Below are 25,647 nucleotides of genomic sequence, written 5' to 3'. Positions count from 1 at the left end.
CGCGTCGAATCATTCGACGCGTTGCCAGGTCTGCGGACGACCCAGCAACGGGATGCCGATGTAGCCCCGCAGTTCGAGCGATTTGCCCTCATTGGCCAAGCGCATGCGCACGCTGTAGGTCTTGCCATTGGTCGGGTCGAGGATCTCGCCGCCATCCCACAACCCGGCCTCGGACTTGCTGGCCTTGACGCCCTGCATGATGGTCATCCCGAGCACCGGTTGACCCTTGCGGGCATCGCTGCAGTCGTCGCAGCGGGCATCCTGGCGAGCCGGGTTCAAGATCTTTTCGACCTTGCCGCTGAAGGTGCCGGCGTTGTCGGTGATGCGCACCAGCGACTTCTCGGTCTTGCCGTCGTCATCGATCGTGCGCCACAGGCCGGCCGGTGTGGACTGAGCCCAGGCGGCGGCGCCCGTCAAGGTCAGGGCGACGGTGGCGGCGATCGCCGCGATCTTCGGGATGTGCGTGTTCATCGGTTGTCTCCTCGATCTGCTGGTTGTCAAACGGGCCTCAGAACAACGACTCGTCCATCGCCATCAGCGGGTTCAGGCCGCTGCGAGCGGTGCGGATCAGGCCGGCGGTCTCGGGCAACAGCTTGGCGAAGTAGAAGCGGGCGGTGTGCAGCTTGGCGGTGTAGAACGCGTCGCCGCTGGCCTGCTTGTCCAGCGCGATCAGCGCCATGCGGGCCCAGAAATAGGCGAACACCAGGTGGCCCACCACACGCAGGTAGTCGACCGCCGCAGCACCGACCTCGTCAGGGTTGCCGAAGGCCTTCATGCCCAGTTCGGTGGTCAGCTTGGTGACCTTGTCGCCCAGGTCGGCCAGCGGGTTGACGAACTCCTGCATGTCCTCGCGCACGCCGGCGTCCTCGACGAACTCGGCGATGCGCCGGCCGAAGGCCTTGAGCTTCTTGCCGTTGTCGGCCAGCACCTTGCGCCCCAGCAGGTCCAGAGACTGGATGGTGTTGGTGCCCTCGTAGATCATGTTGATGCGGGCATCGCGCACGTATTGCTCCATGCCCCACTCGCGGATGTAGCCGTGGCCACCGAAGACCTGCATGCAGTGCGAGGTCGCGATCCAGCCGTTGTCGGTCAGGAAGGCCTTGACGATGGGCGTCAGCAGCGCGACCTCGTCGGCACTGGCGCGGCGCACGTCCTCGTCGGGGTGGCTCAACTCCTGATCCAGCAGCAGCGCGGTGTGCACGCACAGCGCCCGGCCGGCCTCGGCGTAGGCGCGGGCGGTCAGCAGCATCTTGCGCACGTCCGGATGCACGATGATCGAATCGGCCGGCTTGTCCGGGTTCTTCGGGCCCGACAGCGCACGCATCTGGATGCGGTCCTTCGCGTAGGCCACCGCGTTCTGGTAGGCCACCTCGGTCAGGCCCAGGCTCTGCATGCCCACGCCCAGTCGGGCCGCGTTCATCATCACGAACATCGCCGCCAGGCCCTTGTGCGGCTCGCCGACCAGCGTGCCGATGGCGCCTTCGAGCACCATCTGCGCGGTCGCGTTGCTGTGGATGCCCATCTTGTGTTCCAGGCCGCCGCAGTGGATCGGGTTGCGCGCACCCAGGCTGCCGTCGGCATTGACCAGGAACTTGGGCACCACGAACAGCGAGATGCCCTTGCTGCCGACCGGCGCGTCGGGCAGGCGGGCCAGCACGAGGTGCACGATGTTCTCGGTCAGGTCGTGCTCGCCGGCCGAGATGAAGATCTTCGCGCCGGTGATCGCGTAGCTGCCGTCGGGCTGCGGTTCGGCACGGGTGCGCAGCAAGCCCAGGTCGGTGCCGCAATGCGGCTCGGTCAGGCACATGGTGCCGGTCCAGACGCCGCTGGTCAGCTTGGGCAGGTAGGTCGCCTTCTGTTCGGGCGTGCCGTGCGCATGCAGGCATTCATAGGCGCCATGCGACAGGCCGGGATACATCGTCCAGGCCTGGTTGGCGCTGTTGAGCATCTCGTAGAAGCACTGGTTCACGACATGCGGCAAGCCCTGGCCGCCATAGGCCGGGTCGCAGCTGAGCGAGGGCCAGCCCCCGTCGACGTACTGCGCATAGGCGGCCTTGTAGCCGGCAGGGGTGCGGACCTCGTGCGTGCTGCGGTCGAGCGTGCAACCCTCGGCATCGCCGCTCTGGTTGAGCGGGAAGACCACGCCAGCGGCGAACTTGCCGCCTTCTTCCAGCACGGCGTTGACCGTGTCGACGTCGACCTCGGCATGGACCGGCATCTGCTTGAACGATTCGGTCACCTGGACCAGTTCGTGCAACACGAACTGCAGGTCACGCAAGGGCGGGGTGTACTGGGGCATGTCGTCTCCTGGATGGGGTGGCGTGTCGGTCGGCCTGCGGCTGGCAGGCCGGTTCGGTTCTGGAAGAAAAACGTCCGTCGCCAGCCGTCATGGCGGCGACGGACGGGTCATTCAGCGTTGGGGCGCGGGCAGCGCGACGTGGCGCGCCAGCAGGGATTCGAAGCCGCGTCGGGCCCGCTCGATCGCCCCGGGCACACGCAGGAAGCGGGCATCGTGGTGCAGCGCCAGGATCAGGCCGTGCATCTCGAAGGCCATCTGCGGGGCGTCGGTGTCGGGCCGCAACTCGCCGACCTCGCGCGCCAGCTCGATCGCCCGGTGCAAAGCCGTCTGCCAGGCGATGACCATGTCGGCCAGCGCGTCGCGCACGGGACCCGGCCGGTCATCGAACTCGACCGCACCGCTGATGTAGATGCAGCCCGAGTCGATTTCCACCGTCACCCGCTCGATCCAGCGGTCGAACAGCGCACGCAGGCGCAGCACGCCGCGCGGCTGCCGGATCGCGGGGTAGAAGACCTCTTCCTCGAAGCGGCGGTGGTACTCGCGGATCACCGAGATCTGCAGTTCCTCACGCGAGCCGAAGTGGGCGAACACGCCCGACTTGCTCATGCCGGTCACCTCGGCCAGCGTGCCGATCGACAAGCCCTCCAGCCCCTTCTGAGCCGACAGCAGCAGGGCCGCATCGAGGATGGAGGCTCGGGTCTGCAGGCCTTTCTGCAGGGAGCGCGATCCCGACCGATGGACGGTGCGGGCACGGGTGGCGCTGCTGGCGGGCGGGTTGAGGAGGGTCACGGCGGCTCTAAATCGAACGATCGTGCTATTTTGTTCGAGATCCCGATTTCGGCAAGCCCCGGGCTTTCGCGGAGGCCTAGAGTCTGCCCTCTAGGTGCAGCCGACACATCCTCAGGATGTCGGACGAAGGGTCGCCCGGACGCGTCTTGAAGCTGACATTGCGCATGATCTATGCTTGGCCCGAGGAAACTGCCATGGACGTGCTGCAACTCGATGTATCGGGTCGCCCTCAGGCTTGGATCTCGCCGAAGGAAGCGGCCACTCTTTACGCCAGCGACGCGGTCGCGTGGACGATTGGAGAGCCGTGCCTGGTGCTGCGAGGCGGCATCCAGCGCAGCAGCGGGCTGCAGTCGCGCATCGAGCTGCACCCGATCATCGCGGTGCGCGGTGCGGTCCCGAGCCGGGCCTGGCGACAGGCACCGGCCCTGTCGAACCCGAAGCTGTTCGTGCGCGACAAGATGGTTTGCGCCTACTGCGGTGGCATCTTCCACCCCGAGGACCTGACGCGCGAGCACATCATCCCGACCTCGCGCGGCGGCATCGACAGCTGGATGAACTGCATCACCGCCTGCCGCTCCTGCAACGGCCGCAAGGGCAGTCGGCTGGTCCATGAGGCGCGCATGGAGCTGCTCTACCTGCCCTACGTGCCCAGCCTGCACGAGGACATGATCCTGCGCGGGCGCCGCATCCTGGTCGACCAGATGGAGTTCCTGCTCGCCAGCGTGCCCAGCCACAGCCGGCTGCACGGTTGACGGGAAGGTGGGCGGCAGGTCAACGCGGCCGGCGGGGTGCCGCGTTAGCATCTTTTGACACCTTCGATCGGCCCGCCACCATGACCCACATTCACCTGTCCCTGCGAGCGCTGTTCGTCGGCCTCGCAAGCGCGGCTGCCCTGGCGCTCGGCGCCTGCAGCACCACCAGCCCGGACGTCGTGCAGCCGCGCGATGCGCAGCGGCTGTCGAACGTTCAGGATGCCGTCGTCCTGAACGTGCGGCCGGTCGTCGTCGAAGGTCAGCAGAGCGGCACCGGCGCGGTGGCTGGCGGGGTCGTCGGCGGCATTGCCGGAGGCTCGGTCGGCGGGCGACGCGAGAGTGCGGCCGTGGCCATCATCGGTGCAGCCGCCGGCGCGGTGATCGGCAACACGGTCGAGCGCTTTGGCACCCGCGAGGACGCGGTCGAGATCTTGATCCAACTGCCCAACGGCGATCGACGCGCCATCGTCCAGGCCAAGGGCAACGAGACCCTGCTGGCCGGCGACGCCGTCCTGCTGATCAACACCGGCGGCAAGACCCGGGTGATCAAGGCACCGCCGGTGCAAAACCGTTGAACGGCAGCTCAGAGGCGTCCGAGAACGTTTTCACCCCATGACAAAGCCGCCTGTCGGCACCGCCGTCAAGGCGATGTCGGCCAGGCGGCCAGATTTGAAGACTGAACGCAGCGACCGACGCCTCAGGTGCGTCGGCGCGGCAGGCCGATCAGGGCTTGCTGCTGCGCAGCTGCTCTTCGAGTTCGTTGCAGGTCGGGGCGCAGACCAGCTGCGACTTGCCCAGCAGCTTGCGGGTCTTCAGCTGCGAACGGGCACGGTGCTTGCCGCACAGGAAACACGACATCGTGGCAGCCGAGTGGGTACCGGCCGAGCCGAACGGCGAACCGGGCGTCTTGCTCAGGTAACGCAGGCCATCGGAGTCGATGGCGGTCTTGACAGTGTCTTTGCTCATGGATGTCTTCGGTCGCGGGAAAAGGGATCGCGGCGTGAAACTTCGACCACGCGAGACTGTGGCCAGTCGACACAATAGACGAAGTTTCCGCTCACTGCTCGTGAAAGGTTGATGCACGCCCGAACCGGGGGGTGCGGGCGTGGCTTCTGGTCAACGCGCAAGGGCCGGGGTGTCGTTCAGGACGGGCTTCAGAGAAAACGTTCCAGCAGACGGCGCGAGGCGCGGTCCAGGCCGAAACGGTCGTGGATGCGGAAGGCGATGCCGTGGGCGCTGGCGATCAGCAGGGCGCTGCCGGTGAGGCGTCGGATGTCCTCCTCGGCCTTGAGCACGAAGGTGGTGGCGCCGCGGTCGGTTTCAACCGTCCACGTGCTGGGCGTCGAGAAGGTCGACACGCCGACCAGCCGCACGATCTCCGGCACGAACTCGCGCAGCGCCAGTTCTTCGGCGATCAGCGCGCGCGCCGGCTCGGCCACGGCGTCGAGGCTGTCGATCCAGACCAGCTCGTGGCCATCCGGGCTGACCAGCGACAGGCCCTCGTCGGGCGCGCCCAGCGGAAAGGCCCGCACGGGCACCACACCGACCTGCTCGATGCCGTCGGCGCCGGTCCAGACCAGCCGGCCCATCGGGTTGCGGGCCAGGGTCCAGGCCGGCTTGTCGTTCAGGTGTTCCATCGTTCAGCCCTGTCCGGTCGACGAAAGGCCGGACTCGGCATCGTCGGCCAATTGCTCGGTGCGGCGGGCCTGGGCCTCGTAGAGACGCCAGTAGGCGCCCTGGCGGGCCATCAGTTCGTCGTGCGGGCCGACCTCCACGATCTGGCCGCGGTCCATGACGACCAGCCGATCGGCCTTGCGCAGCGTCGACAGGCGGTGCGCAATGGCGATGGTGGTCCGGCCCAGCACAAGGTTGTCGAGCGCCTTCTGGATCTCCTTCTCGGTCTCGGTGTCGACCGCCGAGGTGGCCTCGTCGAGGATCAGGATCTTCGGGTCGATCAGCAGCGCGCGGGCGATCGAGATGCGCTGGCGCTCGCCGCCCGACAAGCCCTGGCCACGTTCGCCGACCAGCGAGTCGTAGCCGTGCGGCAGGCGCAGGATGAACTCGTGCGCATGGGCCGCGCGGGCGGCGGCGACGATCTCGGCGCGGGTCGCCTCCGGCCGGCCGTAGGCGATGTTCTCGGCGATCGTGCCGAAGAACAGGAAGGGCTCCTGCAGCACCAGACCGATGTGACGGCGGTAGTCGGCCACGCGGTAGCGGCGCAGGTCGTTGCCGTCGACCCGGATGGTGCCTTCGGTGACGTCGTAGAAGCGGCAGATCAGGTTGACCAGCGTGCTCTTGCCCGAGCCGCTGTGGCCGACCAGGCCGATCATCTCGCCCGGCCGGATGTCGAGGTCCAGCCCGCGGATCACCGCCCGGTTGCCGTAGCGGAAGCCGACGTTGCGCAGCTCGATGCGGCCTTCGGGCTTCTCGTAAGGCTGCGGCTGTGTCGGGTCCGGCACGTTGGAGACATGGTCGAGGATGTCGAAGATGCGCTTGGCGCCAGCCGCCGCCTTCTGGGTGACTGAGACGATCCGGCTCATCGAGTCGAGCCGGCCGTAGAAGCGCCCGATGTAGGCGAGGAAGGCGGTCAGCACGCCGACGGTGATCTCGCTGCCGGCGACCAGCCAGATGCCGAAGCCCCAGACCACCAGCAGGCCGATCTCGGTCATCAGCGAGACGGTGGGCGAGAACAGGCTCCAGGTCCGGTTGAGCTTGTCGTTGACCGCCAGGTTGTGGGCATTGGCGTCGCGGAAGCGCTGAGCCTCGCGGCCTTCCTGGGCAAAGGCCTTGACCACGCGGATGCCGGGGATGGTGTCTGCCAGCACGCTGGTGACCTCGGACCAGACCCGGTCGATCTTCTCGAAGCCGGTGCGCAGACGGTCGCGCACGATGTGAATGAGCCAGCCGATGAAGGGCAGCGGCAGCAGCGTGACCAGCGCCAGCATCGGGTTGATCGAGAACAGGATCAGCGCGGTCATGCCGATCATCAGCACGTCGGTGGCGAAGTCCAGCGCATGCAGCGACAGGAAGACGTTGATGCGGTCGGTCTCACTGCCGATGCGCGCCATCAGGTCGCCGGTGCGCTTACCGCCGAAATAATCCAGCGACAGCCGCAGCAGGTGCTCGAACGTGGTGGTGCGCAGGTCTGCGCCGATGCGTTCGGAGACCAGCGCCAGCAGATAGGTGCGGGCCCAACCCAGGCCCCAGGCCGCCAGCGCGGCGGCCAGCAGGCCGCCGAGGTACATCGCCACCACCTCGATCTCGATGTGCTTGCCGTTCTGATAGGGGATCAGCACCTCGTCCATCAAGGGCATGGTCAGGTAGGGCGGCACCAGCGTGGCGGCCGTCGAAGCCAGCGTCAGCAGGAAGCCGACCAGCAGCTGGCCCTGGTAGGGCCGGGCGAAGCGCGCCAGCCGCAGCAGCACCCAGGTCGACGGCGGCGTCTGCAGCTCGCGTTCGCAGACCGGGCAGGACTCGCTGTCCTCGGGCAGCGGCGCGGCACACGTCGGGCAGGTGCCGGCCTCCTCGCGCAGCAGCCGGGACTGCAGCGGTGCACCGTCGTCGCCACGGGCCAGATCGGCCTGGCGGCGCTCGAACTGGTCCAGCAGGCGGGCGGCCTGGGCGTGCTGGCCGAGCGTGAAGCGCCAGGTCGCCAGCAGCCGTGCGCCGTCATGCAGCTCCAGCAGGCCGACACCGCCGTGATCGCTCAGGCGCAGCGAGCCGCCCTCGTCCAGCGGCCAGACGCGCCACTCGGCCGGCTCACCGACCCGCGCATGCAGCGCCTGCCGGTCGAGCACCAGCTGGCCGTTGGTGAAGTGCATCCGGGCGTCGAGGTCAACCTGCAGCGTCGCCAGGGCGTTCTCGTCTGCAGCTTGCAGAGCGACCGGGCCGAGGCCTGAGGCGCTCGCCGCAGGTCGCGACGACGACGAATCTGACGAGGCGGTGTGGGATGGATGCATGGTGGGAGGAAGTGAACCCTCGATTTTCGCCGAAGCACGGACAACGTCCCAGCGCATCGTCTCGCCGACGTCAGCCCCGTTGATGTTCAGCGACGCACAATCCCTTCCCGTCCGGTTGACCGACACCTTTCAGCCCATGAGCCTCAAAGAAGACATCCAGCTGCTGCGCATCAACTACCTGCGCGGCCCCAACGTCTGGACCTACCGCCCGGTGCTGGAGGTCTGGCTTGATCTGGGCGAGCTGGAAGACCACCCGTCCAACCTCTTGCCCGGCTTCAACCAGCGCCTGACGACGATGCTGCCGGCGCTGGTCGAACACCACTGCGGCGTCGGCGAACGCGGCGGTTTCCTGCAGCGGCTGGAAGAGGGCACCTGGGCCGGACACGTGCTGGAACACGTCGTCATCGAGCTGCTGAACCTGGCGGGCATGCCCACCGGCTTCGGCCAGACCCGCAGCACGACGCGCCGCGGTGTCTACCGCATGGTGTTCCGGGCCCGCGACGAGCAGGTCGCCCGCACCGCGCTGGGCTGCGGCCACGCGCTGATCATGGCGGCGATCAATGACTTGCCCTTCGATGTGCCCAAAGCGGTCGAACAGATCCGCGAGCGCATCGACGAGTGCTACCTCGGCCCGAGCACCGCCTGCATCGTGTCGGCGGCGACGGACCGGCAAATCCCGCACATCCGCCTGAATGACGGCAACCTGGTGCAGCTGGGCTATGGCCGTGCCCAGCGCCGCATCTGGACCGCCGAGACCGACAAGACCAGCGCGATCGCCGAAGGCATCGCCGGTGACAAGGACCTGACCAAGGCGCTGCTGAAGTCGGTCGGCGTGCCGGTGCCCGAAGGCGAAGTCGCCCGCGATCCGGCGCATGCCTGGGAGATCGCGCAGGACCTGGGCCTGCCTGTGGTGGTCAAGCCGACCGATGCCAACCACGGCCGGGGCGTCAGTCTGGAGCTGATGGCGCAGGCCGAGGTCGAGTCGGCCTGGGGCATCGCCGATGCCGAGGGCAGCGAGGTCATCGTCGAGCGCTACATCCGTGGCGACGAGCACCGATTGCTGGTGGTCGCCGGACAGGTCGTGGCGGCCGCTCGCGGCGAGAGCCTGTGGGTCAACGGCGACGGGGTGTCGACCATCGCCCAGCTGATCGACAGCCAGCTCAACACCGACCCGCGCCGCGGCGAGGCCGAGGAGTTCCCGCTCGAGACCATCAAGCTCGACCGCGAACCGGTCATCCGCCTGCTGCTGGAACGGCAAGGCCTGGAAGGCGCCTCGATCCCGGCGGCCGGCCGGCGTGTGCTGATCCAGCGCAACGGCAACGTCGCGATCGACTGCACCGATGCCGTGCACCCGGAAGTGGCCCACGCCGTCGGCCTGGCCGCCCGCGTGGTTGGCCTGGACATCGCCGGCATCGACCTGGTGGCCGAGGACATCTCGCGCCCGCTGCAGGCGCAAGGAGGCGCGATCGTCGAGGTCAACGCCGGCCCTGGCCTGCTGATGCACCTGAAGCCGGCCGTCGGCACGCCGCGTCCGGTCGGGCAGGCCATCGTCAACCACCTGTTCGACGAAGCCAGCAGCGGCCGCGTGCCCATCGTCGGCATCGCCGGCCGGCGCGACACCCACCGCATCGCCCGCCTGGTGGCCTGGCTGGCTCACCTGGGCGGTCGCCGCACCGGTCTGGCCTGTCGGGACGGCCTGTTTCTCGGCACCCGCGCGGTCGAACGCCGGCCCAGCGCCCATTTCGACGCCGCGCTGCGCCTGCTGATGAACCGCGAGGTCGACGCGGTGGTGCTCGAGAACGGCCCGGAAAGCATCCTTCAGGACGGCCTGGCCTACGACCGCTGTCAGGTCGGCGTCGTCACGGACCTGGACGGCGCCGAGACGCTCGGTGCGCACGACATCGCCAGCATCGACCAGATGCCGCGCGTGCTGCGCACCCAGATCGACGTGGTGCTGGCCGACGGTGTGGGCGTGCTCAACGTCGACCATGCCGAGGTTGCCGAGCTGGCACGGCTGTGCGACGGCGAGGTGCTGCTCTATGCCAGCACGTCCGACAACGCCGCACTGGCCGTCCAGCGTGCGCAAGGCGGTCGCAGCGTCTGCGTGCGCGACGGCCGCATCGTGCTGGCCACCGGCAGCGCCGACACCTTCCACCTGCCGCTGAACAACCCGCGGCGCGCCCACCTCGGCCTGAGCGCCGAGGTGCTGCTGGCGGCCGTCGCCACCGCCTGGGCGATGGGCATCTCGCCCGAGCTGATCGCCGCCGGCATCGAGACCTTCGAGCCCGACGCGGTGCGCTGACCTGCCGCTGCGCAGAGACAGCCGCCGCCGACCCTCCACGATCCACGCACCCACCGAACCGATGGAACTCACCCGCATCCGGGCCCTGCGCGGGCCCAACCTCTGGAGCCGCCACACGGCCGTCGAGACCATCGCGCGCTGCGAGCCCGCCGAGTTCGACATCAGCCGGCTGAGCGGCTTCGAGACGCGCCTGCGTGCGCTCTTCCCGGCCCTGGGCGCGATGCCCGCCAGCAGCCAGACGGGCCCGCGCTCGCTGGCCCACGTGCTTGAACTTGTGACGCTGACGCTGCAGACCGAGGCGGGTTGCCCGGTGACCTTCAGCCGCACCTCGGCGACGGTCGAGGCCGGCGTCTACCAAGTCGTGGTCGAGTACAGCGAGGAGGCGGTCGGCAAGCTCGCCCTCGAACTGGCCGAGCAGCTCATCAACGCCGCGCTGGCCAACGGCGCGGGCGAGGCAGCCACCCCGTTCGACGTCGACGCCGCCGTGGCCCGGCTGCGCGAGATTGACGAGGACGTGCGCCTGGGCCCGAGCACCGGCTCGATCGTCAACGCCGCCGCTGCCCGCGGCATCCCCTGGCGCCGCCTGACCCAGGGCAGCCTGGTGCAGTTCGGCTGGGGCTCGTCGCAGCGTCGCATCTGGGCGGCCGAGGTCGATTCAACCAGCGCGGTCGCCGAGTCAATCGCGCAGGACAAGGACCTGAGCAAGCGCCTGCTGGCCGCCGCCGGCGTGCCGGTCCCGATCGGTCGACCCGTGGCCAGCCCGGACGAGGCCTGGGCGGTGGCCGAGGAGATCGGCCTGCCGGTCGTGCTCAAGCCGCAGGACGGCAATCAGGGCAAGGGCGTGACGGTCAACATCATGGACCGCGCCCATCTGGACATCGCCTATGCCGCCGCCGCCGAGATCGGCGAGGTCATGGTCGAGAAGTTCCTGCCCGGCAGCGACTACCGCATGCTGGTGGTCGGCAACCAGCTGGTCGCCGCCGCCCGGCGCGATCCACCGCATGTCAACGGCGACGGCGTGCACACCGTGCGCGAGCTGGTCGACCAGGTCAATGCCGACCCGCGACGCGGTGACGGCCACGCCACGTCCTTGACCAAGATCCGCTTCGACGAGATCGCGGTGGCGCGCCTGGCGCTGCAGGACCTGACGCCCGAGAGCGTGCCGGCCAAGGGTCAGCGCGTGATCCTGCGCAACAACGCCAACCTGAGCACCGGCGGCACCGCCACCGACGTGACCGACGACGTGCACCCCGAGGTCGCCGCGCGCGCCGTGGCCGCCGCGCAGATGATCGGCCTGGACATCTGCGGCGTCGACATCGTCTGCGAAGGCGTGCTGCGCCCGCTGGAAGACCAGAGCGGCGGCGTGGTCGAGGTCAACGCCGCGCCCGGCCTGCGCATGCACCTGTCGCCGTCCTACGGCAAGGGCCGCAACGTGGGCGAGGCCATCATCAACCACCTGTTCGGCCCGGTCGGCCACGGCAGCGACGGCCGCATCCCGGTCATCGCCGTGACCGGCACCAACGGCAAGACGACGGTGACGCGGCTGACCGCGCACATCCTGGCCAGCAGCGGTCTGCGCACCGGCATGACCAACACCGACGGTGTCTATGTCAACGGTCGCCAGATCGACAGCGGCGATTGCTCCGGCCCCAAGAGCGCCCGCAACGTGCTGATGCATCCGGAGGTCGATGCGGCGGTCTTCGAGACCGCCCGTGGCGGCGTGCTGCGCGAGGGCCTGGGCTTCGACCGCTGCCAGGTCGCGGTGGTCACCAACCTCGGCGCCGGCGATCACCTGGGCCTGAACTACATCACCACGGTCGAGGACCTGGCGGTGCTCAAGCGCGTGATCGTCCAGAACGTCGCCGCCAGCGGCTACGCGGTGCTCAACGCGGCCGATCCGATCACCGCCGCGATGGCGTCGGTCTGCCCGGGTCAGGTGATCTTCTTCGCCGCCGACCGCACCCATCCGGTGATGGCCACGCACCGTGCGCAGGGCCGGCGCTGCGTCTACATCGACGGCGACCATCTGGTCGCGGCTGAAGGCGCCTGGCGCGAGCTGATCGCGCTGCGCGACATCCCGCTGACCCGCGGCGGCGCGATCGGCTTCCAGGTCGAGAACGCCATGGCCTCGGTCGCCGCTGCCTGGGGCATCGGGCTGGACTGGGCCGCGATCCGCAGCGGTCTGGCCAGCTTCGTGAACGACGCGGACAACGCGCCCGGCCGTTTCAACGTGCTGGACCATCGCGGCGCGACCGTCATCGCCGACTACGGGCACAACCCGGACGCGATGCGCGCCTTGGTCGCCGCCGTCGAGGCCATGCCGGCACGCCGCCGCTCGGTCGTCATCAGCGGTGCCGGCGACCGGCGCGACGAGGACATCCGCGAGCAGACCCAGATCCTGGGCGCGGCCTTCGACCAGGTCATCCTCTACCAGGACGCCTGCCAGCGCGGCCGCGAGGACGGCGAGGTGCTGCGCCTGCTGCGCGAAGGTCTGGTGGGTGCGCCGCGCACCGGTCAGGTCGACGAGATCTACGGCGAGTTCGTCGCCATCGACACCGCGCTGGACCGGCTGGAGCCGGGCGACCTCTGCCTGGTGCTGGTCGACCAGGTCGAGGCCGCGCTGGGCCACCTCAAGCAGCGCATCGCCGGCGGGGCACCGGCGCCGCTGCAGACGCCGCCAACGGCCTGATCAGGTCGGGGCGGATGCGGCGGTCAGCGCGCCGCCCACGTCCGCCCCAGCAGGGCGACGGCATAGACGGCCACGCCCAGGCCGAGATTGACCGTCACCAGCATGCGGATGCGGGCCAGCGCCACACCGGCCGCCGGCCAGTCCTGCCGCGCGACAGCCGCCGTCAGGCGGGGCAGCGCCTGGTGCGCCACCAGCGCGTAGACCAGCGTCATCGCCAGCCCCAGCGCCAGCATCAGGTGGACATGGCGCAGCACCACGGCCATGCCGCCAGCGACCTCGATCATCGCCAGACCGGAGGCCCAGACGGCCAGCACCGCCACGGCCGCGCCGCGCACGAAGCGGCGCAGCGTCTCGGCCATCAGCGGCAGCCGTTGCGGGGGCGCCAACGTGACCACGGCGGCGGGTCGCACGCACAGGTGCAACACCGCCATGCCACCGACCCAGAAGGTGGTGGCCAGCAGGTGGACAAGCAACAGGGTCGGGTAGGTCCACATGGCGGAAAGCCCCGCGCGGGCGGGGCTTGAAGCGGGTCAAGGGACCTGGATTGTCGACCGGCCAGTCGAGCCGCCGGATCAGGCTTAGGCGGCCGTGCGGAAGCGCGACACCACCTGCGTCAGGCGGTGCGCCTGCTGGTTCAGGCTCTCGGCGGCGGCGGCCGTTTCCTCCACCAGCGCGGCGTTCTGCTGCGTGGCCTGGTCGAGTTGCACCAGCGCGGCATTGATCTGGTCGGCGCCTTGCTGCTGCTGGTCGCTGGCGGCGTTGATGTCGGCCATCAGCGTGTTGACCTGACGGACCTGGTCGACCACGTCGCCGATGGTCTTGCCGGCCTCGTTGACCCGTTCGTGGCCCATCTCGACCTTCTCCACGCTGTCCTGGATCAGCGACTTGATCTCGCGCGCGGCCTGCGCCGAGCGTTGCGCCAGCGTGCGGACCTCGGCGGCCACGACCGCAAAGCCACGCCCCTGTTCGCCGGCCCGTGCGGCTTCGACGGCCGCGTTGAGCGCCAGGATGTTGGTCTGGAAGGAAATGCCGTCGATCACACCGATGATGTCGCCGATCTTGCGGCTCGAGCCCTGGATGCCGTCCATGGTCTGGACCACATGCCGGACCGACTCGCCACCGCCGGCCGCAACCGCCGAGGCGCGCGACGCCAGTTCGTTGGCCCGTCGTGCGCTCTCTGCATTGGCGCGCACGGTGTGGTTCATCTGCTGCATCGACGCGGCCGTCTCCTGCAGGCTGGCGGCCTGGTTCTCGGTGCGGGCCGACAGGTCGGCATTGCCCTGGGCGATCTGCGTCGAGGCGGTGGCGATCGCGTCGGTGCCGGCGCGAACCTCGCCGACCATGCGCGACAGGCTGACCGACATGTGGTCGATGGCCTGCAACAGCGCGCCGATCTCGTCGTGGCTGGTGGCCTGCACCCGCTGACTCAGGTCGCCGTCGGCCACGGCCTCCGCCACGCGCACGGCCTGCTGCAGGGCCTGCCGGATGCTGCGGGCAATCGCCAAGGCCACCAGCACCGTGACCACCACGCCAACCAGGGCCAAAAGGCCCATGCCAACAAGGCTGTTGCGGGCGCTGGCCACCCGCACATCAAGCAAGCCCTGCAGCATCGGCAGGGCCGCGTCGATCAGCGCGAACTGGGCATCGACGGCTTCGGTCGTCAACTTGAAGTAGGCCTCGGGCGCCAAGGCATAGGACTCGAACTCGGTGGTCATCAGGCCCACCTGCCGCGCGACCTCGGCGAGTTGCGCGACGGCCAGGTCGCGCGCGGGCTGCAGCTGCCGGATCAGCTCGGGATTGGCCGACGCAGCCGCCGCCAGGTGACGGCCCGCCGAACGGCTGCGCGAATTGGCCAGCGCAATGTCGCCCAGCATCTCGGCGCGCAGGGTCGGGGTCATGGCGCGCTGGGTCAGCGTTGCCGTGCCACGCGCACGCAACTGGCCGAGCACCTCGGCGACCGGCGGCATGTCGCCGAGCGTCGCGATCAGTACGTGGTAGCTGTCGGCATGTGGGTCCAGGCTCAGCCCGGAATCGTTCATCACCAGGCCTAGCAAATCCATCTGGTCGACGATCAGATCGGTGTGCTGGCGAAAGCTGGTGGGCCCGTCGATGCTTTTTTGCGCCACCGCATCGGGCAGTCGGAGCCAGGACTGCTCGATCTTGTTGAGCAACTCCCGGGTCGGCGCCTGGTCGTACATGGACACCGTCGCCTTGACCACCTTCAGGGCTTCGTTCACTTGGGGTGCGATGTCCAGGCGACGCGACGCCATCGCCTGATTGCCTGCCAGCGCGCCGGCCGTTGCGCCACGATGCTGCTGGGTCAGCCGGACAAGTTGCAGCAGCGCACGAGCGGGGGTCAGACCATCCAGCTCGGATTGCGCGGCGCGCCATTCGTCCATGCGCACCTTGAACAGGCTGGTCATGGGTGGCAATGCCAGCAGCAGCGCCAGGCTGCCCATCAGGAGCAGCTTCTTCGAGAGCGAGATTCGTTCGAGCGAGACCATCGGGGACCTCCCACGTTTGCCGCCACCCTCAACAGGGGTGAGCCCGGCAACACGGTGTTGGCCACATCCTGACGCGACGGCGCCATCTCGATTCCCCGAACAGAGCCTGAACGAGCCCTCAGATTCGTCTCAAGACGACGGGCGCGCCAGCAGATCCCGGACCTTGAGGTCCAGCGCCACGAAATCCGGCGCCCCTTCATGGCGCCAGACGATGCGTCCGGCCCGATCGATCAGCAGGCTGGTCGGGGTGCCGACGATGCCGCCGAAGGCCCGCGCGATGGCGCCGGTGTTGTCCAGCGTGACCTCGAAGGGCAGCGGCCGGTCGGCCAGATAGTTCACCACCGCCGCTGGGGGGTCGTACTGCATCGCCACCGACAGCGTCCGGTAACCCTGACGCTCATGCCGCCGGTGCAGGGCGACCAGCGCGGGCATCTCCTGGCGGCAGATCACGCAGGTGGTGGCCCAGAAGTTCACCAGAACGACCTGGCCGCTCAGGTCGGCGAGTTGCGCGGGTGTGCCGTCCATGCGGACGTAGCCAACGGCGGGCGCGTCGACCGGACGGGTCTGCCACCAGGCGGTCGCCGCCAGACCACCGGCCACCACGGCGGTGCCGCCGAGGCCGCCCAGCAGCAGGCGGCGTCGGATGTTCGTGGCGGGGTTCTCGGGCATCGGACGGAGGGACGGCGCAACAGGGTTGTCGAGTTTAGGCCGCACGGCCATGGCTTAGCATTGAAGATCCTTCCGAACCCGGACGTTCCGTCCTGACCATGACCGCATCGCTCCTCGTGCGTGGCTACGAAGTCGTGATCGGCTTCGAGACCCACGCCCAGCTCTCGACCCAGTCCAAGATCTTCTCCGGCGCCTCGACGGCCTTTGGCGCCGAGCCCAACACCCAGTCCTGCGCGGTCGATCTCGCGCTGCCGGGTTCCTTGCCGGTGATGAACCGTGGCGCGGTCGAACGCGCCATCCAGTTCGGCCTGGCGGTCGGTGCCACGGTCGCGCCGATGTCGATCTTCGCGCGCAAGAACTACTTCTACCCGGACCTGCCCAAGGGCTACCAGATCAGCCAGTACGAGATCCCGGTGGTGCAGGGCGGCGCGATCGAGTTCCTGGTCGACGGCGAACGTCACCGCATCCGCCTGACCCGCGCCCACCTCGAAGAAGACGCCGGCAAGTCCCTGCACGAGGACTTCCACGGCATGAGCGGCATCGACCTGAACCGCGCCGGCACGCCGCTGCTGGAGATCGTCTCCGAGCCCGAGCTGCGGTCGAGCCGCCAGGCGGTCGAATACGCCAAGTCGCTGCACACGCTGGTGGTCTGGCTGGGCATCTGCGACGGCAACATGCAGGAAGGCAGCTTCCGCTGCGACGCCAACGTCTCGGTGCGCCGGCCGGGCGAACCCTTCGGCACGCGCCGCGAGATCAAGAACCTCAACAGCTTCCGCTTCCTGCAGCAGGCGATTGACTTCGAGGTGCAGTGGCAGATCGACCAGATCGAGGACGGCCACGAGATCGTGCAGGCCACCGTGCTGTTCGACCCGGACAGCGGCGAGACCCGCATGATGCGGACCAAGGAAGACGCACACGACTACCGCTACTTCCCCGACCCGGACCTGCCACCGCTGGTGATCGCCCCGAGCTGGGTCGAACGCGTGCGCGCCGAGATGCCTGAGCTGCCCGGCTCGCTGGCCGCCCGCTTCGAGGCCGAACACGGCCTGCCGGCCCACGACGCCGCGATGATGACCACCAGCCGCGCGACAGCTGCCTACTACCAGACAGCGGCGGCGGCCTGCGGCGCCCCCAAGTTGGTCGCCAATTGGGTCATGGGCGAACTGAGCAAGCGCCTGAACGCCGAAGACATCGACATCGCCGCCGCGCCGGTCTCGGCCACGACGCTGGCCGCGCTGATCGGCCGCATCCAGGACGGCACGATCTCCCACAACGCCGCGCGCCAGGTCTTCGAGTCCTTGTGGACCGGCGAGGGCGCGACGGTCGACGCCCTGATCGAGGCCAAGGGCCTGCGCCAGATGAACGACAGCAGCGCGCTCGAAGCCATCCTCGACGAGGTGCTGGCCGCTAACCCGAAGTCGGTCGAGGAATACCGCGCCGGCAAGGACAAGGCCTTCAATGCGCTGGTCGGTCAGGCCATGAAGGCGAGCAAGGGCAAGGCCAATCCGGCCCAGGTCAACGAGCTCTTGAAGCGCAAGCTGGGGCCGTGAATAGGAGCCCCTCGTCCGACGGGTACGTCGGACGATCCCCCCGGGGGCGGTGCACGGTCTGGCGGGTGAGGGAGGCCGCGCCCGCGAGGGGGGTTCGGTGAGCCTCTCGTCCGGCCTCAGCGGGCCAGCACGGTGCTGGGCGCCGGGCCGAGGCTGCCGGCTGGGGCGCCGGCCCAAAGCTTGTTCAGGCGGGCCAGTTCCTCGTCGTAGCGGGCGTTGATGCGCTGCATCTCGGACTGGTGGTTGGCCGCTGAGCTGCGCTGGGCTTCCAGGCTGGTCTTGTTGTCGTCGAAGCGGACCTTGAGCTTGCGGGGCATCTCCTTGCCCTTGTAGAACTCGGCCTCCTCGCGCAGCGACTTCTGCTCGGTCTCCAGCACGGCGAGCCGCTTCTCGACCCCGCGCAGCGCCTGTTCCAGGGGCTCCAGCGCCGCTTCGCGGGCCTTGCGGTGAGCCGCCTCGTTGGGGTAGCGGGTCAGCAGGTTGCGGTCGTGACGCAAGGCGTCCTTGCGCGCGGCATCGCGCGCCAGTTCGGCGCGCAGCGCCTCTTCCTGCGCGGCGCGCTCCTCGGCGGTCAGGCTGGGCGGCACCCGCGTGCGCACCGATCCGTCCTTGTTGCGCAGATCCTGCGGCCGGTCCAGGCACTCCGGGATCGGCCGGTCCGACGTCAGGCGACGCCCCTTGGCGTCGATACAGGTGTAGATACCAACCCCGCTCTGGGCCCACGCGACCTGGCCTGCCAGCAGCAGCCCCAGCAAGGCTGCGACGGACCGCAGCGCCGGCCGGCGGGACGAGTTCACTCGCCAGCCCCGTAACGCGTCCGATAGGCCTGCACCGCCGGCAGGTGGCTCGCCAGGACGGCATCGCTCTGGCGGCCCAGGAAGGCCAGCAGGTCGGCCAGCGTGGCGATGGCGACCACGTCCATGCCCAGCTCGTCACGCACATGCTGGACGGCCGATCGGTCCGATTCGACACCGCCGCTGCCGGCCTTCTCCTGACGGTCCAGCGCGATGGCCACGCCGCAGGGCGTCGCCCCGGCCTTGCGGATCATCTCGATGGACTCGCGCACCGAGGTGCCGGCCGAGATCACGTCGTCGATGATCAGCACCCGACCGCGCACCGGCGCACCGACCAGCGTGCCGCCTTCGCCGTGGTCCTTGGCTTCCTTGCGGTTGTAGGCATAAGGCACGTTGCGGCCGAGCCGCGCCAGCTCGATGGCCACCGCTGCGGCCAGCGTGATGCCCTTGTAGGCCGGGCCGAACAGCATGTCGAAGGGCAAGCCCGACTCGATCAGACGGCGTGCATAGAATTCCGCGAGTCGGCCCAGCTTGGCGCCGTCATCGAACAGGCCCGCGTTGAAGAAGTACGGCGACAGCCGTCCCGCCTTGGTCCTGAACTCCCCGAAGCGCAACACACCGGCCTGCACCGCGAAGGCCACAAAGTCTTGCGCCAGGCCATCCTGGCGGATCGGGGAGCTGTGCTCAGTCATCGGAAAGATCACCCATGCGTCTGGTCAGCCTCAACCTCAACGGCATCCGCTCGGCAGTGAGCAAAGGCCTGATTCCATGGGTCGAAAGCATGTCGATCGATTGTATGGGGGTGCAGGAACTGAAGGCCCAGTTGGGCGACCTCACAGAGCCCATGCGCGTGATCGACGGCATGACCGGGCACTTCCACTGTGCCGTGAAAAAAGGCTATTCCGGTGTCGGCTTGTACGGCCGGGTCGAACCGTCGGAGGTCCTCATCGGCCTGGGCAAGGCCGACGTTGACGGCGAGTTCGACGACGAAGGCCGCTATGTCGAGGCCCGTTACGACCGGCCGGGGCGCAAGCTCTCCGTCATCAGCTGTTACTTTCCGAGCGGATCGTCCGGCGACGAGCGCCAGCAAGCCAAGTTCCGCTTCCTCGACCGCATGGCCCCCCACCTGCGTGCGCTCAAGGCCGAGCGCGAGTTCATCCTGGTCGGCGACGTCAACATCGCCCACCGCGAGGTCGACCTGAAGAACTGGAAGGGCAATCTCAAGAACAGCGGCTTCCTGCCCGAGGAACGCGCCTGGATGAGCGCCCTGCTGGACGACATCGGCCTGGTCGACGTCTACCGCTCGCTCGAACCCGACGCCACCGACGCCGGCTACACCTGGTGGAGCGCCCGCGGCCAGGCCTGGGCCAAGAACGTGGGCTGGCGCATCGACTACCACCTCGCCACCCCCGCCACCGCCGCGCTGGCACGCGCCACGTCGGTCTACAAGGACCAGCGCTTCAGCGACCACGCGCCGCTGGTGGTGGATTACGACATCTCGCTCTGAAGTGGCAAGCCGGGCTTGAAATCGGATGGCGGGTCTACGTCTTCCTCGGCTTGTTGACGTAGTTGCGCATCAGGTAGTCGTTGAACATGGGAACGGTGAAGGCGATGTCGCCGTGCGATGGGCTGTAGATCATTCCCTTGTTGATGATTTGCGCTCGTCGTGGCCCCAAGCTCTGATGTGTTTCATTGAGGGCAATCGCCACTTCTGATGAACGGTAGGGACCAGCACCCAGTTGTGCCATGGCAATGACGTACTCGCGCTCCTTGGGCGTGAGTCGGTCAAACCGTACCTTGAAAAAACCATCGTCCAATCGACGCGTCGCAGCATGAGCCGCTTGCGATGCATCGGACCATTCGATCTGCGGACCCTGAGCGATGTTCCAGCATTGATAACCCCATTCCTGAAGGAAATAGGGATAGCCCTGCGTTTTTTGCAAGATATCGTCGAGGGCGATATCCGTTATTTTCTCGCCCTCATTTTCGATCGGCTGTCTGATGGCACTTCTTGCATCGTCACCGACGAGAGGCCCTACGGCCGGAAAGTGGAAAACTCGCTCAGCATACGATTTTGCTTCGCCCGACAAGGCGGCAACTTGCGGCAGACCCGCGCCAAAGAACAATACCGGCAGATCCTTCTGGCTGATCTTGTGCAATGCGACGATCAGCGCTGCAAGATCAGTTCCACTCAAATACTGGACCTCATCGATGAGCAGCGTCCAAGCCTTGCCGGCGGCCTTGGCTGCTTCACCGACACGAACAAACAGCTCAGGCAGATCATTCTCGATGTCGCCGCTGTCGGCGACGCCGATTTCAGGGTCCACGGACAGGGTGGCGTCGCCGTAAGTCACCTTGAAAACGGACGCGAATGCACGCAGCGCACGCAGTGCTTGGTGCGACTTGGCCTTGGCCTGTTCAACCAGGGAGAACTTGCGCAAGGTCTGGTTGATCTTCGGCACCAGAAGTTCACTGAGGGACTTGCCCTCGGGAGCCTCGATGAACGAAGTGACGTGCCCGGCGCCTTCAGCCATCTCCGCGATTTTGTTGAGAAGCACCGTCTTTCCGACGCCGCGCAAGCCGAGCAGCATCTGCGATCGGCTGTGCTTGCCGATCAGTGCGCGCTGAATGGCGATGTTCGCCTCGTCCAGGATGGCGCCACGCCCCGACAGTTCGGGTGGCTGGCTGCCTGCGCCTGGTGCAAAGGGATTGCGGACGGGATCCATGGTTCATCCAAGCGTCAAAGCTACTGGTTGATAGGCAATTCTATGTGATGTCAGATAGACATTATTAGACTTTTGTAGAGAAATCGTCCGGCGCGTGCGCGGGTCGACCCGGTGCGATCATCCGCACCACATCCAGCGCCAGACGGCACCGGTCATCCCCAAGGTTCCGAGCCATGAATCGCATCGTCATGTTCGGCGGCGGCAGCGGCAGCCGCGACATCACCATCGCCCTGAGCCAGGCCGGCTGGGACGTCACGCGCATCGTGCCGGCCTGGGACAGCGGCGGCAGTTCCAAGGCGTTGCGCGAGTCGCTGGGCATCCTGGCGATGGGCGACATCCGGCAGGCGCTGATGACGCTGGCGCACGGCGAGGGCCGGCTCAGCAACGTCGTGCGCTACTTCAACGCCCGACTGTCCGAGAACCCCGACCCCACCGCGCTGCGCGCCGAGTTCGCGTTCTACGTGCGCGGCGCCCACCCGCTGCTGCGGACCCTGCCGCCGGAGGTGCGGCGTGCCATCGTCGACTACCTGGGCGTCTTCGAGGCCTGCATCGGGCCCGACTTCGACCTGTGTCGCGGCAGCATCGGCAACTTCGTGCTGACCGGCGCCTATCTGGCGCACCAGCGCGACATCAACCGCGCCATCCTGGTCTTCCGCGCCCTGTGCGGCATCGGCGGGCATGTCTGGCCGTCGACCACCGACGACGCGGTCGAACTGGTCGCCGACCTGCGCGACGGCCGCCAGGTGCGCCGCCAGGACCATGTCACGCGGCTGTCCGGCGAGCAGGCCCGCACCGGCATCGAGCGGGTGCACCTGCATGGCGAACGCGGCCGGGCGCCACAGGCCAACCCGACCGCGCTCGAGGCCATCGGGCGCGCCGACGTGATCGCCTTTGGCCCCGGCAGCTTCTTCACCAGCACGCTGGCCCACCTCGCGGTCGACGGCATCGCGCGGGCGCTGGCCGCCGTGCCGGACGTGCCCAAGGTCTTCATCGCCAACATCCTGCAATGCCCCGAGACGATCGACCGCAGCGCCGCCGACCTGCTGCAGGCCTTCGACCAGGGCGGCGGCGCGGGGCTGCTCAGCCATGCGCTGGTCAACCGCGGCTGGGTGCCGTTCGAGCGCATGGCGCACGGCCAGCGCTACCTTTCCGAAGGCGAGTCGCTGTTGCACCAGGCCGAGCGTCTGCACCTGCTGGTCGACGACTTCGAGGACCCTTGGCAACGCGGCCGCCACGATGCCCAGAAGGTCGAGATGACGCTGGGCCACATCGCCGACCCGGCCTCCGAGCCGACCGCCTCCGCGATGATGTGGCTGTGACATCCATCCTCTGTTGAAGGGGATGGCGCAGGCCCAGGCTTGCACGACCGCACGGTTGGGGCGATAACAGCGGCGCCCGGCGTCTGGCCGGCTCGACACAGGGAGTTCTCATGCAGCGCAAGCCTCTTTCCACCCTTCACACCGCCGGCTTCGCGCTGGCGGCCTGCACCGGCCTGCTGGCGGGCACCGCCCAGGCCGGCGAGGTCTACGGCCAGGTCGGTTTTCCCGGCGCCGGCATCGGCTACGCCCATCCGGTCAGCGACTCGGTCACGCTGCGCGCGGACGCCATCTCGCTGGGCTCGCGCGAGAGCGACTACGACGAGGAAGGCATCAAGTACAAGGGCACGCTCAAGGCCAACCGTTTTGCCGTCTTCGCCGACTGGTTCCCCTTCGGCGGCGTGTTCCGTTTCACCGGCGGCGTGGCCTCGAACACGTTTGACCTGACGCTGGACGCATCGGGCACCGGTCAGTCCATCTCCGTCGGCAACAACCAGTACGTCCTGGGCCCGGGCGATGGTCTGACGATGCAGATCAAGTACCCGCGCACGATGCCCTACCTCGGCGTCGGCTGGGGCCACCAGCCCAACGTGAGCGGCCTGCGCATCAGCTTCGACGTCGGCGCGCTGATCGGCAAGCCCAAGGTCTCGGCCACCGGCCGTGGCCAGCTGTCCAGCAGCAACCCGGCGGCCCAGGCCGACATCGACCGCGAAGTCGCCGAGATCAACGACGGCATCGGCAAGGTCTCGCTGCTGCCGCAGTTCAGCTTCAGCCTGGGCTACAGCTTCTGAGCCTGCCCGGGGACGGTCCGGCACGGACGCTAGCATCGCGGCCATGCTGCGCTACCACACCGTCCCCGTCACCGCCTTCCAGCAGAACTGCTCCATCGTCTGGTGCGACCAGACCCTCGCCGCCGCCGTCATCGACCCGGGCGGCGATCTGCCCGAGCTGCTGGCCGAGGTCGAGCGACGGGGTCTGCGGCTCGAACAGATCTGGCTCACCCACGCCCACATCGACCATGCCGGCGGCACCGGCACGCTGGCACGTGAACACGGCCTGCCCATCGTCGGCCCGCACCCGGGCGACCAGTTCTGGATCGACGGCCTGGCCCAGCAAAGCCGCATGTTCGGCTTCCCGCCGGCCGAGCCCTTTGTGCCCACGCGCTGGCTGGCCGATGGCGACCATGTGCAGATCGGCCTGAGCACCCTGGCGGTGCGCCACTGCCCGGGCCACACGCCCGGCCACGTCGTCTTCCACAGCGCCGAGATCGACCGCTGCTTCGTCGGCGACGTGCTGTTCGCCGGCAGCATCGGCCGCACCGACTTCCCCGGCGGCGACCACGCCACGCTGATCGCCAGCATCACCGAGCGGCTCTGGCCGATGGGCGACCAGACCGTCTTCATCCCCGGTCACGGCCCGGAAAGCAGCTTCGGCCACGAACGCCGCCACAACCCCTACGTCGGCGGGACCTGAGCGGGCGCTGCGGGGCCGCTTGTGACCGGCGGCCGGGCAATAGATCACAAGGGCGGCGTGAATGCACACCACCCGGACCGGTGGCGCCTCCCTAGATTGATGGACATCGCGACCCCCGCCGGGAAGACCATCATGCTGATCGAGACCCTTGCACCGCCCGAGGCCCAAGCCGAGGCCCAAGCCCTGCACATGCCGGTGCTGGACCTGCTGCTCGCCGGCTCGACCACAGCCGCCCGCAGCGGCGACCTGGACAGCGCCGGCCTGCTGTTTCCGGCGCTGCAGAGCCTGGTGACCCAGGCCCTCGACGAGCTCGACTACGGCATGGCCATCGTCAACCGGCAGGGCCGGCTGATGCTGGCCAACCACTGCGCGCGACGTCTGTTCGAGCGACCCGATGGGGTCTGCCTGCTGCAGCTTGACCGGCCGGTAGCGCGCCACCCCGCGCGCGAGGAGCCGCTGGCCCGTGCCATCCAGGCGGCGGCGCAACAGGGTCGGCGCGGCCTGGTTGCCGTGGGCGACGACAAGCGGCCGCAATCGGTCGCCGTGGTGCCGCTGGGCGGCCTGCCAGTGCAGGGCGTGCTGCTGGTGTTCGGCAAGGCGCAGATGTGCGAGGCCCTCAGCGTCGACCACTACGCCCGGGTGCATGGCCTGACCCATGCGGAAGGCATGGTGCTGGCCGCCTTGTGCGACGGCGACACGCCGGCCGAGGTTGCGACACGCTTCGGCGTGGCGGTCTCGACGGTGCGCACGCAGATCTCGGCGATCCGCCAGAAGACCCGCTGCGGCAGCATCCGCGAGCTGGTCCGGCGCGTGGCGGTGCTGCCACCGATCGTGCCGGCCCTCGGTCGCGCGCCCCTGAACGGGGTGGCGCACTGAACCTGGCCCGAACGGCACGGCGGACTCATGGCCTGAGCCACCCGCCGATCTGAACAAGTCGCCCGCCCGTCTGGGGCCGGGGTGACATCCGCCCGTCACGCCGAGGACGCCATGGACACGGATGCTTGCATCGAGCTGGACCTTCGCCTAAGTTCGGGCGCGATGAACTCTCGCGCCGGCCGTTCAGGCCCCATCCTGCCTTCCCTCCACGACCTGCCGATCTCGCCGGCCCTGCGCGCGCTGGCCGAACGGGCCGAGCCGCGCCGCTACCGCAAGGGCGTGCTGCTGATTCAGGAAGGCGACCAGGGCGACACGCTCTACATCGTGCTGTCGGGCAAGGTGCGGGCCTACTCGCAGGGCGACAACGATCGCGAGATCACTTACGGCGTCTACGGCGCCGGCGAGTACATCGGCGAGATCAGCCTGGACGGCGGTCCGCGCTCGGCCAGCGTGATGACGCTGGAGCCGACCGTCTGCGTCGTCATCCCGCGCCAGACCCTGCTGCTGCACATCGCCCAGTACCCCGAGTTCGCCTTCGAGCTGCTGTCCAAGGTGATCCGGCGGGCGCGCTCGGCCACGCTGTCGGCCAAGCAGTTGGCGCTCAACGACGTCTACGGACGGCTGCGGGCGCTGCTTGAATCGCTGGCCGAGACCCGCAGCGCCGAGGCCACGCCAGCGGCCGCTGCCAGCGTCGACAGCGTGTTGCAGCGACTGACCGGCGTGAATGCTGCCAATGGCATGAATGGCATGAATGGCACGCCTGGCCTGGCCGCTCAGGAGTCGCCACCACGCCGGGTGCCGCGCCTGACCCATCAGGACATGGCCAACCGGCTGGGCTGTTCGCGCGAGATGGTCAGCCGGCTGATGAAGGACCTCGAACATGGCGGCTACGTCACGGTCGAAGGCGCCGACCTGATCCTGCACCGTGCGCTGCCAGCGCGCTGGTAGC

23 protein-coding genes are annotated in these 25,647 nt (G+C 68.5%); 11 read left to right on the top strand and 12 right to left on the bottom strand.

The features are described 5' to 3' along the window. Window positions 1–9 precede the first annotated feature (9 nt). From EV685_RS12240 to EV685_RS12230, 3 genes are all read right to left on the bottom strand, one after another. Window positions 10–471 carry a DUF2147 domain-containing protein gene (locus EV685_RS12240; RefSeq protein ID WP_130482279.1) on the bottom strand — a complete coding sequence of 154 codons (462 nt, stop codon included), beginning with the start codon at window positions 469–471 and terminating at the stop codon, window positions 10–12. Window positions 472–508: 37 nt separating this feature from the next. Continuing rightward, window positions 509–2,299: an acyl-CoA dehydrogenase C-terminal domain-containing protein gene (locus EV685_RS12235; protein WP_130482278.1), complete on the bottom strand. Its 1,791-nt coding sequence runs from the start codon at window positions 2,297–2,299 to the stop codon at window positions 509–511. Window positions 2,300–2,410: 111 nt separating this feature from the next. Then, complete coding sequence (locus EV685_RS12230; RefSeq protein ID WP_130482277.1) at window positions 2,411–3,088, bottom strand: TetR/AcrR family transcriptional regulator; 678 nt, start codon at window positions 3,086–3,088, stop codon at window positions 2,411–2,413. Between the two features lie 194 nt (window positions 3,089–3,282). Here EV685_RS12230 and EV685_RS12225 point away from each other — a divergent pair, with 194 nt between their 5' ends. After that, on the top strand, window positions 3,283–3,840 hold the full coding sequence (locus tag EV685_RS12225; RefSeq protein WP_130482276.1) for an HNH endonuclease: 558 nt from the start codon (window positions 3,283–3,285) through the stop codon (window positions 3,838–3,840). An 80-nt stretch (window positions 3,841–3,920) separates the two neighbouring features. Then, a complete protein-coding gene (locus EV685_RS12220; protein ID WP_130482275.1) occupies window positions 3,921–4,415 on the top strand; it encodes a glycine zipper 2TM domain-containing protein in 495 nt (164 codons plus the stop codon). Between the two features lie 148 nt (window positions 4,416–4,563). On the opposite strand, the gene EV685_RS12215 is transcribed toward EV685_RS12220, so the two are convergent. The 3 genes from EV685_RS12215 to EV685_RS12205 all read right to left on the bottom strand — a co-directional run bounded on the left by EV685_RS12215 (window position 4,564) and on the right by EV685_RS12205 (window position 7,799). Continuing rightward, a complete protein-coding gene (locus EV685_RS12215; RefSeq protein ID WP_130482274.1) occupies window positions 4,564–4,806 on the bottom strand; it encodes a hypothetical protein in 243 nt (80 codons plus the stop codon). A 188-nt stretch (window positions 4,807–4,994) separates the two neighbouring features. Then, window positions 4,995–5,477 carry a cyanophycin metabolism-associated DUF1854 family protein gene (locus tag EV685_RS12210; RefSeq protein ID WP_207224812.1) on the bottom strand — a complete coding sequence of 161 codons (483 nt, stop codon included), beginning with the start codon at window positions 5,475–5,477 and terminating at the stop codon, window positions 4,995–4,997. A 3-nt stretch (window positions 5,478–5,480) separates the two neighbouring features. After that, the gene (locus tag EV685_RS12205) at window positions 5,481–7,799 is read right to left on the bottom strand and encodes a cyanophycin metabolism-associated ABC transporter (protein WP_130482273.1); all 2,319 of its coding nucleotides are present in this window, start codon (window positions 7,797–7,799) and stop codon (window positions 5,481–5,483) included. Between the two features lie 136 nt (window positions 7,800–7,935). On the opposite strand from EV685_RS12205, the gene EV685_RS12200 reads away from it, so the two are divergent. Then, window positions 7,936–10,101: a cyanophycin synthetase gene (locus EV685_RS12200; protein ID WP_130482272.1), complete on the top strand. Its 2,166-nt coding sequence runs from the start codon at window positions 7,936–7,938 to the stop codon at window positions 10,099–10,101. Window positions 10,102–10,162: 61 nt separating this feature from the next. Next, window positions 10,163–12,790 carry a cyanophycin synthetase gene (gene cphA / locus EV685_RS12195; RefSeq protein WP_130482271.1) on the top strand — a complete coding sequence of 876 codons (2,628 nt, stop codon included), beginning with the start codon at window positions 10,163–10,165 and terminating at the stop codon, window positions 12,788–12,790. A gap of 23 nt (window positions 12,791–12,813) precedes the next feature. On the opposite strand, the gene EV685_RS12190 is transcribed toward cphA, so the two are convergent. The 3 genes from EV685_RS12190 to EV685_RS12180 all read right to left on the bottom strand — a co-directional run bounded on the left by EV685_RS12190 (window position 12,814) and on the right by EV685_RS12180 (window position 15,963). Beyond that, complete coding sequence (locus EV685_RS12190) at window positions 12,814–13,284, bottom strand: CopD family protein (RefSeq protein ID WP_130482270.1); 471 nt, start codon at window positions 13,282–13,284, stop codon at window positions 12,814–12,816. An 84-nt stretch (window positions 13,285–13,368) separates the two neighbouring features. Then, window positions 13,369–15,294 carry a methyl-accepting chemotaxis protein gene (locus EV685_RS12185; RefSeq protein WP_130482269.1) on the bottom strand — a complete coding sequence of 642 codons (1,926 nt, stop codon included), beginning with the start codon at window positions 15,292–15,294 and terminating at the stop codon, window positions 13,369–13,371. Between the two features lie 129 nt (window positions 15,295–15,423). Next, window positions 15,424–15,963: a TlpA disulfide reductase family protein gene (locus EV685_RS12180; protein ID WP_165396783.1), complete on the bottom strand. Its 540-nt coding sequence runs from the start codon at window positions 15,961–15,963 to the stop codon at window positions 15,424–15,426. A gap of 98 nt (window positions 15,964–16,061) precedes the next feature. Between EV685_RS12180 and gatB the strand changes: the two genes are divergently transcribed. Further along, complete coding sequence (gatB, locus tag EV685_RS12175; RefSeq protein WP_130482267.1) at window positions 16,062–17,513, top strand: Asp-tRNA(Asn)/Glu-tRNA(Gln) amidotransferase subunit GatB; 1,452 nt, start codon at window positions 16,062–16,064, stop codon at window positions 17,511–17,513. 116 nt (window positions 17,514–17,629) lie between these two features. On the opposite strand, the gene EV685_RS12170 is transcribed toward gatB, so the two are convergent. Both EV685_RS12170 and pyrE read right to left on the bottom strand, forming a co-directional pair. Then, window positions 17,630–18,310, bottom strand: coding sequence for a DUF4124 domain-containing protein (locus EV685_RS12170; RefSeq protein ID WP_242615548.1), 681 nt, complete (start codon window positions 18,308–18,310; stop codon window positions 17,630–17,632). Then, window positions 18,307–18,999, bottom strand: a complete 693-nt coding sequence (pyrE, locus tag EV685_RS12165; protein WP_130482266.1) for an orotate phosphoribosyltransferase — start codon at window positions 18,997–18,999, stop codon at window positions 18,307–18,309. Before pyrE ends, EV685_RS12170 begins: the two co-directional genes overlap by 4 nt. Window positions 19,000–19,013: 14 nt before the next feature. Here pyrE and EV685_RS12160 point away from each other — a divergent pair, with 14 nt between their 5' ends. Next, a complete protein-coding gene (locus EV685_RS12160; RefSeq protein ID WP_130482265.1) occupies window positions 19,014–19,814 on the top strand; it encodes an exodeoxyribonuclease III in 801 nt (266 codons plus the stop codon). 34 nt (window positions 19,815–19,848) lie between these two features. Here the strand turns inward: EV685_RS12160 and EV685_RS12155 are convergent, their stop codons facing one another. Continuing rightward, a complete protein-coding gene (locus EV685_RS12155; RefSeq protein WP_130482264.1) occupies window positions 19,849–21,033 on the bottom strand; it encodes an ATP-binding protein in 1,185 nt (394 codons plus the stop codon). Window positions 21,034–21,206: 173 nt separating this feature from the next. On the opposite strand from EV685_RS12155, the gene EV685_RS12150 reads away from it, so the two are divergent. The 5 genes from EV685_RS12150 to EV685_RS21000 all read left to right on the top strand — a co-directional run bounded on the left by EV685_RS12150 (window position 21,207) and on the right by EV685_RS21000 (window position 25,646). Further along, on the top strand, window positions 21,207–22,352 hold the full coding sequence (locus EV685_RS12150) for a gluconeogenesis factor YvcK family protein (RefSeq protein ID WP_130482263.1): 1,146 nt from the start codon (window positions 21,207–21,209) through the stop codon (window positions 22,350–22,352). A gap of 110 nt (window positions 22,353–22,462) precedes the next feature. Continuing rightward, on the top strand, window positions 22,463–23,140 hold the full coding sequence (locus EV685_RS12145; protein WP_130482262.1) for a hypothetical protein: 678 nt from the start codon (window positions 22,463–22,465) through the stop codon (window positions 23,138–23,140). Window positions 23,141–23,183: 43 nt separating this feature from the next. Next, window positions 23,184–23,822: an MBL fold metallo-hydrolase gene (locus tag EV685_RS12140; protein ID WP_130482261.1), complete on the top strand. Its 639-nt coding sequence runs from the start codon at window positions 23,184–23,186 to the stop codon at window positions 23,820–23,822. Between the two features lie 132 nt (window positions 23,823–23,954). After that, complete coding sequence (locus EV685_RS12135) at window positions 23,955–24,698, top strand: helix-turn-helix transcriptional regulator (protein ID WP_130482260.1); 744 nt, start codon at window positions 23,955–23,957, stop codon at window positions 24,696–24,698. Window positions 24,699–24,809: 111 nt separating this feature from the next. Beyond that, the gene (locus EV685_RS21000; protein WP_242615547.1) at window positions 24,810–25,646 is read left to right on the top strand and encodes a Crp/Fnr family transcriptional regulator; all 837 of its coding nucleotides are present in this window, start codon (window positions 24,810–24,812) and stop codon (window positions 25,644–25,646) included. The last annotated feature ends 1 nt before the right edge of the window (window position 25,647 follow it).

The organism is Sphaerotilus mobilis, from assembly GCF_004216565.1.
Classification (GTDB): domain Bacteria; phylum Pseudomonadota; class Gammaproteobacteria; order Burkholderiales; family Burkholderiaceae_C; genus Sphaerotilus; species Sphaerotilus mobilis.
The sequence above is the reverse complement of the archived record's forward strand: the minus strand, read 5'-3'. Positions and strand labels throughout refer to the sequence as shown.